The organism is Actinokineospora inagensis DSM 44258 (assembly GCF_000482865.1).
Classification (GTDB): Bacteria; Actinomycetota; Actinomycetes; order Mycobacteriales; family Pseudonocardiaceae; genus Actinokineospora; species Actinokineospora inagensis.
Genome location: NZ_AXWW01000015.1, coordinates 70,427 through 85,285 on the forward strand (window position 1 = coordinate 70,427; position 14,859 = coordinate 85,285).

The following is a 14,859-nucleotide window of genomic DNA, read 5'->3' on the forward strand; positions in this document are numbered from 1 at the left end:
CCGGTTTCCGCGACGGCCGTCTCAGCTCCGATCGGAGTGGTGCAGGGTGACTTGAGCATGCCGTACCGCTCGGGGGCCGCGCCCATCCCAATGACTCATAGTTTCGGGTTATGCACCATTCGCCCGATAGCAGGCCTCGGTGCGCCGAATGGGTGTACGGTGCGCTCAATACTTGACCTTCGCGGCGTTCTGCGCAAGGGACCAATGCCCCCACCGGCGCCCGGTTCGGTCCACAAGAGACTGTCAGACCCCCGGCGTAGCGTGACCCCACCGACTGAGGAGGGGTTCACCATGGGTTTCCGGGTTGATCTGACGCTCGACTGCGTCGATCCAGTGCGGCTGGCCGAGTTCTACAAGACCGCCCTGGGCTACCGCGACGAGCCGCCGCCCGCGCCGTTCGCCACGCGCGGTGAGTGGCTGGCGCAGTTCGGCGAGGAGGACGAGGGCGGCGGCGCCTGGCTGCACGACCCGGACGGCGTCGCGCCGCGGTTGTTCCTGCAGCGGGTGCCCGAGCCCAAGGCGGCTAAAAACCGGTTACACATGGATGTGCGGCTTGATCGGTCCGGCACCCCGGAGCAGCGGTGGGCGCGGATCGTCGAGGCGGCCGACCGGTATGTGGCCGCGGGCGCGACCAGGCTGGCCGAGTTCGCCGGTCACCACATCGTGCTGGCCGATCCGGAGGGTCACGAGCTGTGCCTGGCTTGAATTGTCCACTTAGGACAAACTGATAACTGCCGATCACGGGGGTTGCCGCGCGGTTACACTGGGGCCACGAGGTGGGGGAGTGATGTCGGGGGGCGTCCGCGGTGAGTGCTCTGTTGCGATTCGTGCGTTCGGCCACGGCCGGACAGGTGGTGTTGGCCGTCTCCGGTGAGGTCGACATGTCCAGTGCGCATTTGCTGGACACCCAGTTGAGCCTGGCCCAGCGCTGCGCGGGGGTCGTCCGCGCGGAACCGGGTTACCGGGCGCCCGAGCGGTGTCGCGCCCCTGCGGAAAGGACGGTCGCGGTCCGCGAGCCCGCCGTGTCCGTCCGCGCCGCGCCCGAGTTGTCGGACCACGACCCCCAGGCCGCGGTCGTGCTCGACCTCACCGGCGTCCGCTTCCTCAGCGCGGTCGGGGTCGACGTGATCGCGAACGCGGCGTTCCGGGCGCGCGAGACGCAGGTCCCGTTGATCGTGGTCGCCCCGGTCGACGGCCCGGCGCACCGCACGATCATGTTGGCGGGCCTGGAGAACGCCATCCCGTCCCACCCCACGGTCGACGCCGCGCTGCGCTCGGTCGGCCAGTCGCCGTGACCCGCGGGGAGTCCGGATGGGGCGGTGTTTCGGCGCGGCCCGTCCCGGGTCAGTCGTGCCCGCCGAGAGCCGTGGCGATCTCCGACAGCCGGATCGTGTCCGTGGTGGACTTGGCGGTGCCCAGCACGATCCGGTCGGGACGGATCAGTGCCGCCTGGACGCCCGCGCCCCGTAACCACTCGGCGTAGGGCGAGTCGAGGTCGACGACGGTCGGGTGCGGGCCGAGCAGGTCGTCGCTCCAGCCGTCGGCGGTGCGCCACTGCGGACACAGCGTGCCCGCCAGTGGGGTCCGCCGCACGAGGCGGCCGGGGTCGAGGGCGGGGGAGGAGAACCGGAGCGCCGCCGTTGGTATGCCGGGGAGCCGGGCGGCGGCGCCGATCACCGATCGTCGGACCGGCCCCGCGCTCAGGGCCCAGCCGACGATGTGCGCTGCCCGGATCATCCGCGTCACGTGCGGCGCCCGTTCGGTCTGGTACGTGTCGAGGATGCCCGGGTCGCCGCCGTCCAGGACGAGGGCGAGCTTCCAGGCGAGGTTGTGCGCGTCCCGCAGCCCGGCGCCCAGTCCCTGTCCGATGAACGGCGGCCCCTCGTGCGCCGCGTCGCCGAGCAGGAACACCGGCCCGCGGCGCCACCGTTCGGCCACGCGGGACCGGAACGTGTACGTCGCCGCCCGGATGATCTCGATGTCGTCCACCGGGGTCCACCGCGCCAACAGGGTCCGCGGGTCGGCCGGTCCGTCCACCCGGAACTCCCAGCGGTAGTGGTCGCCGACGACCCGCATGAACGTCGCGGGCCGCCGCCGGTCGCACACCTGGTGCACCCCACCCCAGTCGACGACGCCGTCGCCGCGCACGTCCACCACAAGCCACTGCTGCGGCCTGCCCAGCACCCGGCTCGTGATCCCGAGCTCCCGCCGCACAAAGCTATCCGCGCCGTCGCACGCCAACACGTACTCGGCTCTTATCTCGCCGCGGTCGGTCTGCACGGTAGGCCCATCGACACCGGTGACGGTCACGCCCCACTCCACCCGATCGCCGACCTCGTCGAGCAACAACCGCTCCAACGCCGGCTGCTCGAACATCGACGACTCCGCGACCCCATTCGCCCCGACCGCCGAGTCCCGAGCGAACTCCGCAAGCACCCGCCCTCGCGGCTCGACCAACCGCAACCCCGGCATCCCCCGGCTGACCGCCTGAAACCGCCCCAACACCCCGACGTCCTGCAGCACCCGGAGCACCTCACCGTCCAGGTGCACCGCCCGCGGTAACGGATAGGGCGCCGCATGCCGCTCCAACACCCTGACATCCACCCCGCGCCGCCCCAGCAACGCCGCCACCACCAGTCCGACCGGCCCCGCCCCGATCACCACCACCCGCACGTCACCTGTATACCGCACCACCACCCCTGATCCCACTCTCCCCTTACCGCTACAAGCTATCAAGATAATTGACAGCGAGTCGGGCAATGTGCCACGCCACACCGGTACGGCGACAGTGGGCACCCCGCCCCTTCGATTCCCACCCACCTCACAGTTCCCCTGTGCTCAGCCCGGACGACCAGAAGACCTCTGCCCTGCTCTGCCGCAATGACCAGAAGGCCCTGCTCCGCTTGCCCGGATGACCACAAGGCCCCGGGCAGCGTTGTCGGATAGCCAGAAAACCCTGCCCCTGCCTTGCCGGAATGACCAGAAGGCCCTGTCCTACTTGCCTGGACGACCAGAAGGCCTTGGCCTGCTTTGTCGGACTGCCAGAAAGCGCTGCCCTGCTTTGCCGGAATGACCAGAGAGCCTTGCCCTGCTTGCCCGGACGATCAGAAGGCCCTGCCCCGTTTGTCGGCAGCCAGAAGGCCCCTGACCTGCTCATATCCCGAGTTGTCCACAATGGCCCTACCTGTCCACAGCGGACATTCAGTGCTGTTCCGGCCGGATTCGACCCCGTAGTCTGGAATAGGGTGGCCCCCCGGGCGGGAGGGGTCTGGGTTGGGCCGGGTGCGGCGTGGGGCGGTGCGAGTTGGGCCGGTGTGGGTGAGGCCTTGCGGTCGCTGGCGGCGGTGCTCGTGTGGCGGGTGCGGGATGGGCCGGGTCTGGGGTGAGGCCCTGTGGTCGCTGGCGTCGGTGCTCGTGTGGTGGTTGTGGCGGGTCGGGGGACGACAAGGTGGCTGGTCGGTCGGCTTCCACGCGGCGGTGTCGACTCTGGCGACCGGTGGTTCAGGGGTGGTGCGAGGTGGATCCGGTTGCCATGGTCCGTCCCAGCACTACGACCACCGCGCCCGCGAGGACCACGCTCAGCAGGCCGATTCGCAGGCTGGTGGCGTCGGCGACGAGTCCGACGGCTGGTGGTGAGATCAGTGATCCGATTCGGAGCATCCAGCTCACCACCGTCAGCCCGACTCCCGCTGTCAGTCCCGGTAGTTCGTCGGCGCTGTGCATGGCGGCGGGGATGAGGGTCGCGGTGCCGAGTCCGGCCAGGGTGAAGCCCACCAGCGTCAGCCACACCGAGGGGACGGCGAGCGCCGCGCCCATTCCGAGTGCGGCGATGCCTCCGCCCCACCGCACCACTGTGCGCTGGCCGAGGCGGTCGGTGACCCGGTCGCCGATGAGGCGGCCGATGGTCATGGCGGTTTGGAGGCAGACGAAGCCGAGGCCCGCGGTGGCGGCGCCCGCGTGGAGGCCGGTCAGGTAGATGGCGGACCAGGACGAGCCCGAGTCCTCGACCACGGCTCCGCAGGCGGCGAGCACGCCGAGGGCGATCATCAGCCAGATCGCACGACCGGGGGCGTGGATGGGTGGGGTGCGTTCCGAGTCGTCCGGGCCGGGGAGCATGAAGCGGTAGCAGACGACCGCCACGAGGCTGAACAGGGCGGCGGCGCCGGTCAGGTGGGCCAGGAGCGGTATGCGCAGTCCGGCCGCCAGGGAGCCCAGTAGTCCACCGGTGACCGCGCCGATGCTCCACACGCCGTGAAACGAGTTCACGATGGACCGTCCGTAGCGGCGTTGGACGCGCAGGCCGTGCGTGTTCTGGGCGACGTCGATGACCGAGTCCAGGGCGCCGACGACGAGCAGTGCCAGGGCGAGCGGGAGCCAACCCGGGGCGATGCCGATGCCGATGACGGCGAGTGACAGCGCCACGATCCCCAGTGCGGCCACTCGGGACGACCGGAGGCGGTTGATCAACGCCGGGGCGAACAGCCCGGCGATCAGCGCGCCGAGCGGACCGGCGGCCAGCGCGGTGCCGAGCGCGGCGTTGGAGAGCGCCAGATCGGCCTTGATCTCGGGCAACCGGGGGACGACGGTGGCGTACAGCGCCCCGTTGGTCAGGAACACGCCTGCCACGGCGACCCGGGCGCGGGTGTCGGCTGTGGTCGGTGCGGGCACCGGGCCGAGCCTACCGTGGGTGGTCGTTCTGGATCTTGGACTGCTCGATCGGGTGGTTTCCGCGCCGGGGGGTTGGCCGGGCCCCGCGCGCACTGGTTCTCTTCACCGCGTCCGAAGGGTCCGCGGAGAGGGTGGGTCGATGCAGCCGTTCCAACTGCCGGAGTTCTACATGGCGTATCCGGCGCGGCTGAACCCGAACCTGGACACGACGCGGGTGCACAGCAAGGCGTGGGCGCGCGAGATGGACATGATCGATGTCCCGCAGCACGGCACGGTCATCTGGACCGAGGCCGACCTGGACGCGCACGACTACCCGCTGCTGTGCGCATACACCCATCCGGACTGCGACGCCACCGAGTTGGACCTGATCACCGACTGGTACGTGTGGGTCTTCTACTTCGACGATCACTTCCTGGAGCTGTTCAAGCGCACCCGCGACACCCAGGCCGCGCGCGCGTACCTGGATCGGTTGCGGCTGTTCATGCCGGTCGACGGCCCGATCACCGAGGCCCCGACCAACCCGGTCGAGGCGGGGCTGGCCGATCTGTGGTCGCGCACGGTGCCGTCGATGTCGGCCGACTGGCGGCGCCGGTTCGTGGAGAGCACCAAGAACCTGCTCGACGAGTCGCTGTGGGAGCTGGCGAACATCAACGAGGGGCGGGTGTCGAACCCGCTGGAGTACATCGAGATGCGCCGCAAGGTCGGTGGCGCCCCCTGGTCGGCGAACCTCGTGGAGCACGCGGCGGGGGCCCAGATCCCGGCGGTGATCGCCGGGAGCCGCCCGATGCACGTGCTGCGCGACACCTTCGCCGACGCGGTGCACCTGCGCAACGACCTGTTCTCGTACGAGCGCGAGGTGCTCGACGAGGGTGAGCTGAGCAACGGGGTGCTGGTGTTCGAGAAGTTCCTCGGCATCGACACCCAGGCCGCCGCGGACGCCGTCAACGACCTGTTGACGTCCCGGTTGCACCAGTTCGAGCACACCGCCGTCACCGAGGTCCCGCCGCTGTTCGAGGAGCACGGCATCGCCACCGAGGACCGGCTGGGGGTGCTGGCGTACATCAAGGGCCTGCAGGACTGGCAGTCCGGCGGGCACGAGTGGCACATGCGGTCCAGCCGATACATGAACGGCGGTGGCCAGGCGGGCGGCAAGCTGCTCGCCGGACCGCTGGGGCTGGGCACGTCGGCGGCCCGGATCGTGCCGTCGCTGCTGGCCACGCACCGGCAGCGGCAGCGGTCGTTCACGCACGTGCCGTACCCGGACGTGAGCGGGGTGTCCCGGCCGGAGCTGCGGATGCCGTTCCCGGTCCGGTCCAACCCGCACCTGGGTGCCGCCCGGGAGAACGTGATCACCTGGGGCAAGGCGGTCGGCATCATCGACGAGCTGCCGGGTCTGTGGGACGAGGAGAAGTTCCGCGACTACGACCTGCCGCTGTGCGCGTCGGGCATCCACCCGGACGCGTCGGCGGAGCAGTTGGACATCTCGTCCGGCTGGCTCGCCTGGGGCACCTACGGCGACGACTACTACCCGGTGCTGTTCGGCAAGGCGAGCGACTACCCGGCGGCGAAGGCGCAGACCGAGCGGTTCTCCGAGTTCATGCCGATCGACGGCGAGGCGACCCCGGAGCCGGTCAACGCGCTCGAACGGAGTCTGCTGGACCTGTGGTTGCGCACGACCGCGCCGATGACCCTGGACGCCCGCGGCCAGTTCCGCACCGCGATCGAGGTGATGACGGCGAGTTGGCTGTGGGAGCTGGCGAACTCGTACCAGAACCGCATCCCGGACCCGGTCGACTACATCGAGATGCGGCGGCACACGTTCGGCTCCGAGCTGACCATGAGCCTGTCCCGCATCGGCCACGGCCGCACGGTGCCCGCCGAGGTCTACCGCAGCCGCCCGGTGCTGGCCATGGAGAACGCCGCCATGGACTACGCCTGCATGATCAACGACATCTTCTCCTACCAGAAGGAGATCCAGTTCGAGGGCGAGATCCACAACATCGTCCTGGTCGTGCAGAACTTCTTCGACACCGACGCGCACACCGCCATGACCATCGTCGGCGACCTGATGGACAGCCGCATGCGCGAGTTCGAGCACGTGGTCACCACCGGCCTCCCCGCCCTATTCCAGGACTACAACCTCGACGCGGACGCCCAGCGCACCCTGCTCGGGTACGCCGAGGAACTGCGCAACTGGCTCTCCGGCATCCTCGCCTGGCACGAGGGCTGCCGCCGCTACGCGGAGCCGGACCTCATCCGCCACTTCCCGGACAGCCCCGGCGCCCCGAAGTCCCCCGAGGCACCCCAGGTCCTGTTCCGCCCGTCCGGCCTGGGCACCGCAGCCGCCAGGCTCATCCCGCCAACCCGAGTGGGCAGCCTGGTCGCGGGTTCCTGACCCGCCAACCAACCGGCGTGTCCACGCCGACCGACGGTTGGCTAGGGCCTCGGTACGCCCGGAATCAGCGAGTTGTCGGCATCGCTGTGTGCCGTCCATCCACAATGCCCTGACCTGTCCACCGGTCCTCCCGCCACCCCCTTGACAACCCGCTCCCCGCGCTATCTTCAGGAATGGGCCCCCGGCCCCCGGGTGGGCGGGCTCCTGCCTGGACCACGACGGCGCCGGAGTCAAGCGCGTGATCGGGTGGAAACCGGCACGGGTGGCAGCCAGGGCGAGACCGGGTGGAAGTCGGTACAGGGTGGATGAAGCCGATCCCGGGGCCAGGTGAAGGCGGTACGCGGCCTGGGGTGCTGGGCGGCGGGCGATCGGGTTGTCCACAAGGCGTGGGGCTGTCCACAGCTGGTGGTCGGGTCCCCTTGACAAGTCGTGGATCGCGGTACGGTCAGGAATGGGCCCCCGGCCCCCGGGTGGGTGGGGTCCTGCGTACTGGGCGGGTGGTGAAGTGGCAAGGGTTGGGTGGGCCACGATGTGGTTGGTTCGGCGGGGTCGTGGTGGCGGGGGGGGGGGTGTTGGGGTGGGTTTCGGGGAACTGCTGAACAGTCGGGTTCCTTAGGCCGCTCGGCGCAATCGCGGGTGAGGGGGGCTGGGTGGGGTGGGGCTCGTGGCACACTCCGGGGCGTGTGGACATTGGGGTGGCGGGCGCTTTACCGCCAGGTGGTGCGGTCGTCGTTTGCGACTGTTCCGTTTTACCGGGAGCGGTGGGCGTTGTCCGGGCGCACTGATCCGGTGGTGGTGGCGGGGCGGGTGGGGGAGCACGGGGGTGCTGTCCCGGCGGCCGCGGTGTTGGAGCGGGTGTCGGATTTGGTGCCGTTGGCGGGTGGGTCGGCTGCGGTTGATCCGTTGCGCGGGTTGGACTTCGTGTTGTACCAGTGTGCGCGGGTGACGCCGGAGACGACGGTTGTCGGGGTGGCGCCCGCGCACCATCCGCGGGTGATTGACTTCGAGTCCACTCCGGACGAGTTGCGGGGGCACGTGTTGGCGGTGGGGACGCCTAAGCAGTTGGCGCGGTTCAACCGGGATGTGCCGCAGGTGCCGTTGGTGGCCCCCAGTGAACGCGGGGACCAGGGGTTGCTGGTGGACGATCTGCTCGGGGTGCTCGGTGGGGTCCGTGATTGCGGTAACTGGCACTTGGACTGGCCGAGGGTTTACGCGAGGGAAACGTCGTTGGGTGTCGCGTTCACGTTGTTGCGGCAGCGGTCGCCGCGGTTGGTGGACATCGTGCCTGCTGGTGGTGCTGATGGTCGGGTCGAGTTGTGTCCGCGGCACCGGAGTCCGGTGATCGCGGTATGAAGGTGGATGTGTTCGACCCGCGTACCGACCCGGAGCCGGGGTACTGGGCCGGTTTGCGTGCGACCGCGGGGCTTCGGGCTGACTGGGACTGGCGGGTGTTGGCGGCTCAGGCGTGGGGTGCGCGAACCGTCCAGCTCGTCACGGTACTCAAGGACGGTGACACTCCGAAGGCGGTGGTGAACGCGGCGTGGCTGGGTGCGCCGCTGCACCGGTTTTCCTTCAACGGCGCGCGGTCGCGGCCGTGGTTGGGCGCGTTGCACGTGCGGGGACCGGGTTCCGGCGCGGTGCCGGGCTGGTGGTTGGCCGACGACGTCCCGATCACCGAGTTGACCCGCACCTACGCGCGTGCGATGCGCCGCGAACTCGGTCCCGGTTGCCTGGCCCTGGTGTTGCGGCAGGTGACCGACGAGCAGGCCGCCGCGGTCGGGAAGCTCAAGGTCGTCCGGCCGACCGAGCCGATCTGGACGTTCCCGATCCGGGACTGGACCGATCCCGAGGCGTGGTTGATGGCGTTGAGCCGCAGCAGGCGCAGCAACATGCGGGCCATCTTCCGGAAGGTGCGGGAGAACGAGAACCTGGAGATCCGCACCGAGACCGGCACGACCGAGCTGGACGAGGTGCGGGTCGTCGAGGCGATGCGGTGGAACGACGACAAGTACGGCGGTCGCCTGGTGCCGCGGATCCGGGTGCTCAGCGCGTACCTGCGGGCGTTGGCCGAGCAGCCCGATGTCCGGTCGGTCAGCTACCTCGACCGCGACACCGGCAAGCTGATCGCGTTCGGCACCGTGCTCGACCACCCGACCCGGCCGGTGGTGCGGTCGTGGACGCAGCGGCCCGCCGAGGAGGGTGGCGCGAAGTACCTGTACTTCTACCACCTGGCCAAGCAGGTCGAGTGGGCCATCGCGAACGGCAAGCAGTACGTGGAATTGGGCAAGGGCAAGTCGCAGGAGAAGCAGTCGCTGGGTGCGTTCGAGTCGGCGCAGGCGGCGATGGCGGTGCCTATCCGACCGTGGTAGGCGCGGTGGCCTCTGTGGACAGTCTGGTGTGGAGCACCGACGCCTTGGTGGCCAGTCCGACCACCAGGGCCAGGAAGACGCCGACGGCGCCCAGCGGTCCGGTGGCGGCCAGCGCGGCGATGGTGGTCGCGACGAGCGAGGCGACGGCGGCGGACGTCGTCAGCGCCAGCACCGCGCCGTTGGTGTTCTCCAGCAGGAACACGGCGTAGACCACGGCGCAGAACGACGTCATCTCGACCAGCACGACCAGGCCGAGCAGCACCCGGTTCTCCGATACCGGCGCGAGGGAACCGATGACGACGACGGCCACCACGAGCACGCTGTCGACCACCGCCGTCCACCCGGTGATCCGCTTGGCCAGCGCGCGTCCACCCGAGCCGCTGGTTCCGCGCAGCCGCAACGAGATCGCCGGTTGGATCAGCCGCAGCACCAGCACACCGAACGACCCCAGCGCGCTCGACACGAGGACCAGCACGTACACCAGCGCCGTCTCGGCGGGCTTGGCCGCCACCGCCAACACGACGTAGAGGACGGAAACCCCGGCCGCGTCGGCGACATCGGAGAATCCCAGCAGCAGCACGCGTCGGTTCAGCAGCCCGCCGAGGCCGTCGCGGTTCGGCGACGGCCGGTCGCGGGACACCAGTGCGGCGAGCACGGCGCAGACGACGACGAGTCCGCCGACCAACGCGAGCAGGTAGCCGTACGGGTGCAGGACACCGGCGACGGCGAGACCGGCCATGCCGACCACCCACGCCGCGTACGCCATGAACGCCGCCATGTCCCGACCGGGCCGTGCCGCCAGTCGGTGCAGGGCGGCCAGGACCGACAACAATCCCAAACCGGCGGCGTTGGTGGCGGCCGCCGTGTAGAGCGCGACCGAGCCGCCGACCGGGGCCGTCGCCGCTGTCGCGAGCAGACCGAGCCCGAACGGCGCGGCGGCGCGGCCCAGCAGCATCCGGGTGACCTGCGGGCCGAGCCGCCGGGTGCGGGGGACGGCGGTGAGCGCGGACTTCTCCACGCCGAGCACGAGCATCTGCAGCCAGGCGAAGGTGCCGGTGGCCGCGACGTAGCGGCCGAAGTCGTCCGCGCCCCACACCGGCAGCAGGACCAGCATCGACAGTTGGATTCCCGCTCGGGCCGCCCCCCGGCCCGCGATGACCCGCAGGGCGGCCCACTTCATCGGCGGGTCAGCCCTGCGCGGTCACGGCTGGCTCCTCGGCCTTCGCGCCGCCGTCGACTCCGTTGTCCCCGTTGACTCCGCTGGCCTTGGTGCCCGAGATCTCGGTGTTCCGGGAGCGGCCGGGGCGGAACCAGCCGCCGATCTTGCGCCAGATCCGGTCCGGCAGGGTCAGGATCAGCACCGCCAGGACGAGGTGCACGGCGATGAAGACGAACGCCTCGTTCTTGGTGGCCGGGCGGCCGAAGAACACGGTCATGTGGTCGGCCCAGGTCCACACCTGCGGGATCGGCGTCCAGGCCGGGTCCGTGTGCGGGTTGATGGTCAGGAACGCCAGGTCCTCGATGCCGGACAGTTGCAGCAGGATCATCGCGTAGCCGAGCCTGCGCGCCCCGCCGGAGGAGCCGCCGCCGAGCCGGAACGACAACGTGAGCGCCAGGATGATGAACGGCGTCAGCGTCAGCACCAGGTAGTAGAAGCTCTTGTCGTTCGCCGCGGCGAAGAAGATCTGCGGGACGAAGAAGGCGAAGAAGACCAGGAAGCAGAGCGGGATGAACAGCCTGCTGAGCTTCTCCCGCAGCGACTGGCTCAACCGCATCGCCGCGATCGCCTCGGTGGCGATCACGAACGGGACCACCTTGACGATCAGCACCCCGATGTTCGGGATGGTCTTCTCGTGCGGGAAGCCGAACCACACCGCGCCCGCCGCGGCGAGCGCGAGCACCGTGAGGATGATGAACGCCCTGTGCTCGCGCAGGCCCGCGCCCGCCCCCGTGTCACTGCCCGCCGTGCGATTGTCCACCATGCGTTTGAACTCCATGCCCCGTGTTTCCCCGATCCAGAATGGGCATAATACGCGGGAATCCCTTGTGCGGAAGGGGGATCGGCACTACGGCGCAGGCGCGTGGGGCCATTCGGAGCACCCGGACGGGAGGACGGTCGATGGGTTTTTCCCATATCGCCTGGGAACGGGCGGCCGCGGCGGTGGCGGCGCGGGCCGTGCGGGAGGTCCCGTTCTACCGCGAGCGGCACGCCCGCGGGCTCGGTGTAGCCCCGGTCCCGGCGGCCGAGTTGGAGCGCAGGCTGTGGGCGTTGTGCCCGCTGTCCCGTCCGTACAGTGCCCAGCGCGAACCGACCCTGTGGACGGGAGATCCGGCGGATCTGGCCGCAGTACTGCGGATTTCGGGTCTCGGCTGGCCGGTGGTGGAGGTTCGGTCGGCGCTGGTGCCGTGGACCCGGTTGGGGCTGCTCGGGCCGCGCTACGCGCCCGTGTTGTCCGGGTCGGCGATCGCCGTGGACGTGTCCACCACGGACGGACCGGCGAAAGCGCTGGCGGCTTCGGGGGTCTCGGTTCTCGTGTCGCCGCCCGATGACGTCGCCGACGTGGTCGCCAGGATCGGGCATCGGGGACCCGTGGTGCGCAGTCTGGTCAAGGCGGATCAGCCTGATGGTCACGCGGTTCTGCACGACCGGCACCTCGGGTACTTCGCGGAGTGGTCGACCGACTGCGCACAGTGGCATGTGCCGTGGCGCCGATTCCACGTCGACGCGGGCGAAGGCGGCATTCTGGTGACCGCGTTGCGCCGTCGTCGACCGACACTGGTTCGGGTGCTCGTCGATGTCGGGTTGGGCCGGGTGGCCGAATGCCCGGCGCACGGAACCCCGGTTCTCCTGGCCTGAATCAATCAGGCTGTCAGGGCCGCCAACACCGCCTCGCGCAACGGTTGCGCACCGGATTGGTACGCGGCCACGGCGGCGGTGATCTCGTCGGCGGTGAACAACGCCAGGAGTGCGACCGGTCGCGGTCCACCGTCCGTCCCGAACAGTCCGGCCCGCAGCACGGACGCCTCCTCGCGCTCCAGCGGTTCTCCGCGCAGGTATGTCTCGGCGGCCTTCTCGACCGATTCCGCTGACGGCGGGTTCTCGGTGGCGTGCCGGGACACGATCCAGCACTGGTCCCGCGCCGGTCCGCTCAGCCACCGCCGCGCGTAGTCGATCCGTTCCCGGGCGGCGGCATTGGTGTCGGCACTGGTATCGGCACTGGTATCGGCACTGGTATCGGCACTGTCGAGGCCCAGATCGGCCAGCACGAGGTCGACCCGGTAGCACCGTTCGTGTAACCGGCCGACTACCGCGGAGACAGCCGGTAGGCCATTGTGGACGTTGCGCCCGGCCGTTCGGTCGTACCTGGTGTGGAGTTGGTAGTAGGCGGAGCGGTCGAGCCGGTCGGCGGCCAGCGCGCGCGGAGCCGTCTTCTTGGCCCAGGCGAGCACCGGCGGCGCCAGGTACCGGGCGTGCGGCTCGGGTGGCGGTGGTGGGGGCGTGGGAGTCCGCACCGCCGCGAGGTCTCGTGTGGACGCCACCGATTCGCAGTGGGTGCACCAGATCCGTGCCGACCGGTGGCTTAACCGATACACGACGGTGGTGTCACCGCGACCGCACTGCGCGCACCGGGCCGTCAGACCGTCTCGCTCCGGCGAACGGCCCAGGGCGGTCGCGGCCATCCGGGCGTAGCCGCGCAGGCTGTCGAGCGCGCTCACCAGCCCACCACCAGGTGGTTGGCGACCGGTCGCGCCCCGAACCGCTCCTTGATCCTGGCCATGCCCTTGCCCGGTCGCAGGGTCGCCCTGCCCAGGGTGATCGTGTGCTCGACCAGGTCGACGTAGTGGTCGAAGTAGAGGTTGGGCAGTCCGCCGTCGGCGCGGTCGCGGCTGCCCCAGTAGCTCATGGTCAGGTCGGTGCCGTTGTCGTGCACGGTGGACAGCGCCAGCAGGCCGGAGTCGTCGGTGTAGGTGGCGAACCGGGTGGTCGGGTCGGCGTTGAGCTGCTCGAAGTAGTGTTCGGGGATCGGGGTGCGGACCACCCCGGGGCGCCGGTGCCGGAACCGGACCAGGTTCACCAGCCGGGCCGCCTCGACCACCGGGACGGTGTCCACGATGGCCCGCCGCAGGCCCGGCGTCGACCGCACGGTGCTCCGGATGCCGCGCAGTTGCGACCGCCACTTCGGCGGCAGTTGCGCCAGATAGCCCTCCACTGTGGACCATTCGGTCGCCAACACGGTGTCCGGGGAGACGCCGACCACCCGCCGGGTCCGGCCGGTGAAGGCGACCAGGTCGTCGCTTTCGACGTGCCGGTAACAGAACCCGGCCACCAGCCGCCGGGCCCGGACCGCCCGCTCGAAGGCCCGCACCGCGGCCCGCTTGGCGTCGTAGGTGAGCTCGCGGGCGAACAGGTGGCCCGCCACGGACGCGGGAGCCAACCTGCATTCGACGAATCCGACCCTCGGGGTCGCGCCCGCGCGGTAGTAGGTGCGGTAGTCGCGCGGGCCGAGAAACCTGGTGTGCAGCAAGGCAACCACGTCCGTGCCGTCACGAACCACGCCCAACACCGTCGCCGACTGCGACGCCCAGGCCGCCGTGGTCAACAGCGCCGACCGCCACAACACGGGTGCGCCTGCCCCGGCGGCGAACCGGTCCCAATCCGGCGGGAAGCCGGTGACCACGGGGTCGAACAGTTCCGCGCGCATCGATCCCCCGGCTAGGCTCCGCACCCGATTCCCGCGGGAGACACCCGCGTGGGCGCCACTCTCCCGGAGGACCACCGTGCATGTCCAGGACTGGCAGGCCGACGCCGAGGCGACCATCGACGCGCACCTGCGCGCCGTGGTCGGCCGCGACCTCGACACCTTCGCGGCGACCGTCCACCCGGACGTCACTGTGATCATCCCGTCCGGACGGATGCTGCGCGGCGCGGACGAGGTGGTCGGCTTCCACCGGGAGTGGTTCACCGACGGTGACTGGACTTACGCCACCGAAACGGTTTCCTCGACAACCACCGGCGCCACGGCGACCCGGGTGCTGCGGGTGACGGTGGTCGGCGAGCCCGGCGCCGAGCCGTCGACGTTCCTCATGGGACTGACCTTCGTCGCGGAGTCCGGGCGCTGGCTACTCGTTCACGACCAGTGCACTGTCCTCCGTCCGGCGTAGTTGCCCACCCCGATCACCGCTGACGGGTATTCGGCTCAACCACAACCCTTTTGCGCGGTCAGGGGCGTTGTTATAGTCCGCGCTACTTCGTGGCAAGTCCGTCTCGCCGAACCGGCGCCGAACCCACTTCGGCGCCGATCAGCCGTGCGCGCATCGCGGAACTCGAGGAGTTGAGCGCAGCGTGACCGAACCGCGGGTGTTGCGGTGACCGCCCACACCGGGTGGGGCCGTTCGACCAGGCGTGACCGACGCCGGGTCCGGGAT

The 14,859-nt window shown here is 70.2% G+C and carries 13 protein-coding genes; 7 read left to right on the plus strand and 6 right to left on the minus strand.

From position 1 onward, the window contains the following. Window positions 1-291: 291 nt before the first annotated feature. Both H504_RS0105820 and H504_RS33465 read left to right on the plus strand, forming a co-directional pair. On the plus strand, window positions 292-705 hold the full coding sequence (locus H504_RS0105820) for a VOC family protein (RefSeq protein WP_026422017.1): 414 nt from the start codon (window positions 292-294) through the stop codon (window positions 703-705). Between the two features lie 101 nt (window positions 706-806). Continuing rightward, window positions 807-1,295 (plus strand): STAS domain-containing protein, encoded by a 489-nt coding sequence (locus H504_RS33465; protein WP_169735331.1) that lies wholly within the window; start codon window positions 807-809, stop codon window positions 1,293-1,295. Between the two features lie 49 nt (window positions 1,296-1,344). Here H504_RS33465 and H504_RS33470 read toward each other — a convergent pair whose 3' ends face one another. Next, a complete protein-coding gene (locus H504_RS33470) occupies window positions 1,345-2,691 on the minus strand; it encodes a bifunctional 3-(3-hydroxy-phenyl)propionate/3-hydroxycinnamic acid hydroxylase (protein WP_169735332.1) in 1,347 nt (448 codons plus the stop codon). Window positions 2,692-3,501: 810 nt separating this feature from the next. Further along, window positions 3,502-4,668, minus strand: coding sequence for an MFS transporter (locus H504_RS0105835; RefSeq protein ID WP_026422018.1), 1,167 nt, complete (start codon window positions 4,666-4,668; stop codon window positions 3,502-3,504). A gap of 139 nt (window positions 4,669-4,807) precedes the next feature. On the opposite strand from H504_RS0105835, the gene H504_RS0105840 reads away from it, so the two are divergent. The 3 genes from H504_RS0105840 (at window position 4,808) to H504_RS0105850 (ending at window position 9,432) form a co-directional block, all read left to right on the plus strand. Beyond that, window positions 4,808-7,063, plus strand: a complete 2,256-nt coding sequence (locus H504_RS0105840; protein WP_026422019.1) for a terpene synthase family protein — start codon at window positions 4,808-4,810, stop codon at window positions 7,061-7,063. Window positions 7,064-7,870: 807 nt separating this feature from the next. Further along, on the plus strand, window positions 7,871-8,416 hold the full coding sequence (locus tag H504_RS0105845; protein WP_342668757.1) for a hypothetical protein: 546 nt from the start codon (window positions 7,871-7,873) through the stop codon (window positions 8,414-8,416). Next, window positions 8,413-9,432 (plus strand): GNAT family N-acetyltransferase, encoded by a 1,020-nt coding sequence (locus H504_RS0105850; protein ID WP_026422021.1) that lies wholly within the window; start codon window positions 8,413-8,415, stop codon window positions 9,430-9,432. The genes H504_RS0105845 and H504_RS0105850 overlap by 4 nt, the downstream gene beginning before the upstream one ends. Here H504_RS0105850 and H504_RS33475 read toward each other — a convergent pair. Together H504_RS33475 and H504_RS33480 are read right to left on the minus strand one after the other, a co-directional pair. After that, window positions 9,416-10,612 carry a hypothetical protein gene (locus H504_RS33475; protein ID WP_051385531.1) on the minus strand — a complete coding sequence of 399 codons (1,197 nt, stop codon included), beginning with the start codon at window positions 10,610-10,612 and terminating at the stop codon, window positions 9,416-9,418. The genes H504_RS0105850 and H504_RS33475 overlap by 17 nt on opposite strands. 7 nt (window positions 10,613-10,619) lie before the next feature. After that, on the minus strand, window positions 10,620-11,429 hold the full coding sequence (locus H504_RS33480) for a hypothetical protein (protein ID WP_211239268.1): 810 nt from the start codon (window positions 11,427-11,429) through the stop codon (window positions 10,620-10,622). 122 nt (window positions 11,430-11,551) lie between these two features. Here H504_RS33480 and H504_RS38430 point away from each other — a divergent pair, with 122 nt between their 5' ends. Further along, entirely contained in the window at window positions 11,552-12,289 is a 738-nt protein-coding gene (locus H504_RS38430; protein WP_026422023.1) for a hypothetical protein, read from the plus strand. A 5-nt stretch (window positions 12,290-12,294) separates the two neighbouring features. On the opposite strand, the gene H504_RS0105870 is transcribed toward H504_RS38430, so the two are convergent. Continuing rightward, entirely contained in the window at window positions 12,295-13,149 is an 855-nt protein-coding gene (locus H504_RS0105870; protein WP_026422024.1) for a hypothetical protein, read from the minus strand. Continuing rightward, on the minus strand, window positions 13,146-14,135 hold the full coding sequence (locus H504_RS41835) for a hypothetical protein (RefSeq protein ID WP_026422025.1): 990 nt from the start codon (window positions 14,133-14,135) through the stop codon (window positions 13,146-13,148). Before H504_RS41835 ends, H504_RS0105870 begins: the two co-directional genes overlap by 4 nt. Window positions 14,136-14,211: 76 nt before the next feature. Between H504_RS41835 and H504_RS41840 the strand changes: the two genes are divergently transcribed. Continuing rightward, window positions 14,212-14,595, plus strand: coding sequence for a YybH family protein (locus H504_RS41840; protein ID WP_051385532.1), 384 nt, complete (start codon window positions 14,212-14,214; stop codon window positions 14,593-14,595). The last annotated feature ends 264 nt before the right edge of the window (window positions 14,596-14,859 follow it).

Excerpts from the sequence above, each read along its gene's own strand:
- H504_RS0105840 (WP_026422019.1), top strand. The coding sequence starts at position 4,808 with ATGCAGCCGTTCCAACTGCCGGAGTTCTACATGGCGTATCCGGCGCGG.
- H504_RS38430 (WP_026422023.1), top strand. The coding sequence starts at position 11,552 with ATGGGTTTTTCCCATATCGCCTGGGAACGGGCGGCCGCGGCGGTGGCG.
- H504_RS0105850 (WP_026422021.1), top strand. The coding sequence starts at position 8,413 with ATGAAGGTGGATGTGTTCGACCCGCGTACCGACCCGGAGCCGGGGTAC.
- H504_RS0105820 (WP_026422017.1), top strand. The coding sequence starts at position 292 with ATGGGTTTCCGGGTTGATCTGACGCTCGACTGCGTCGATCCAGTGCGG.
- H504_RS33475 (WP_051385531.1), bottom strand. The coding sequence starts at position 10,612 with ATGAAGTGGGCCGCCCTGCGGGTCATCGCGGGCCGGGGGGCGGCCCGA.
- H504_RS41835 (WP_026422025.1), bottom strand. The coding sequence starts at position 14,135 with ATGCGCGCGGAACTGTTCGACCCCGTGGTCACCGGCTTCCCGCCGGAT.
- H504_RS33480 (WP_211239268.1), bottom strand. The coding sequence starts at position 11,429 with ATGGAGTTCAAACGCATGGTGGACAATCGCACGGCGGGCAGTGACACG.